General features: G+C 73.7%; 1 protein-coding gene, 1 pseudogene and 1 riboswitch. Of the genes and pseudogenes, one reads left to right on the forward strand and one right to left on the reverse strand.

The features are described from left to right. A partial coding sequence (locus ACYVE7_RS33955; RefSeq protein ID WP_460370673.1) for a cobaltochelatase subunit CobN occupies positions 1–663 on the reverse strand: 663 nt, incomplete at its 3' end. Between the two features lie 60 nt (positions 664–723). Next, positions 724–791: riboswitch (cobalamin riboswitch) on the reverse strand. Positions 792–857: 66 nt separating this feature from the next. Between ACYVE7_RS33955 and ACYVE7_RS33960 the strand changes: the two are divergent. Next, positions 858–1,450: pseudogene (locus tag ACYVE7_RS33960) on the forward strand (precorrin-3B synthase); the annotation flags it as partial.

Consider the following 1,450-nt stretch of genomic DNA (forward strand, 5'->3'; position numbering starts at 1 on the left):
GGGGCGGGTGCCGCCCGCCGCCAGGACCGTGACGACCAGGGCGTCCGCGGTGGCCAGCTCGGCGAGCAGCTCGGCCGGCGCCTGGCGGAGCGACGCGCAGTAGACGGGCAGCGCCCGGCCGCCGTGGTGCTCGATCGCCTGGCAGAGGGTCTCGACGAAGGCCGTGTTCCCGGCGACGTGGTGGGCACGGTAGTAGAGCACGGCGACCTTCGGGCCGTCCGTGGCCGCGGCCGTGCGCTCCAGGACCCCCCAGACGGGCGCGGCCTGCGGCGACGCGAAGCCGTAGCCGGTCAGCAGCACCGTGTCGGACAGGAATCTGTGGAGTTCGCCCAGGTTCGCCGCGCCGCCGTGCGCCAGATAGGCGTGGGCCTCGGCGACGACGCCCTTCGGGACCGTCGACAACTCCATCAGCTCGGCGTCCGCGGCCTGCTCGCCGCCCAGCACGACCACCGGGAGTCCGCTGCCGAGCAGCAGGTCAAGGCCCTCTTCCCAGGCGCGGCGGCCGCCGAGCAGCCGGACCACGACCAGATCGACACCGTCGAGCCCGATCTCGTCCGCGGCGAGCCGGGCGGGGTTGCCGAACCGGAAGGCCGCGCCGCTCGCACGGGCGCTCAGCAGATCGGTGTCGGAGGTCGACAACAGCAGGATGACGGGCTCGCGCACGGCGACGCTTCCTCCCCGGGGTCCGCGCCCCGCTCAGTCGGATGGATGGACGACCGGTTCGTTCCTGGCTCACCGGACCTGGTCCGGACTCACAGTTGCGGGACAGCGTCGGATTCGCACCGACTTCCTCCCCGGCCGTCGCGGTGACACTATCGGTTTCTGCCCTCGCAGGAGGAAGTGGCATCATCACCCGAATGCCGAACGACCGCAGCCGCCCCGACGCCTGCCCGGGCGCCCTCCAGCTGCACAGTGCGGCCGACGGCGCCCTGGCCCGCGTCCGCCTCCCCGGCGGTGCGATCACAGGTCCCCAGTTCCAGGCGCTCGCACTGGCCGCCCGCGACCTCGGCTCCGGTGTCATCGAACTGACCTCCCGGGCCAATCTCCAGCTCAGGGGCCTGGCACCGGACTGCTCCGCCGAACTGGCCGACCGCCTGACGTCCGCGGGCCTCCTTCCGTCGTGGACCCACGAACGCGTCCGCAACCTCATCGCCTCCCCCCTCAGCGGTCTGGACGATCGGGGCAGGACGGATATCCGGCCGCTGGTGGCTGCGCTCGACGAGGCCGTCCGCGCCGTGCCCGCGCTGGCCGCCCTGTCCGGCCGTTTTCTCTTCGCCCTGGACGACGGCCGCTCCGACGTCATCCCGCTGCTCCGCCCCGACATCGGGCTCCGCGCCCTTTCCTCCGCCCGCTTCGAACTCACGCTCGCGGGCCGTCCGGTCTCCGCCGAGGTCGCGCCGGCCGCCGCCGTCCCCGCGATGGTCGCCGCGGCCGTGTCGTTCCTCACCCG

The sequence above is a fragment of the Actinocorallia lasiicapitis genome (assembly GCF_054778695.1).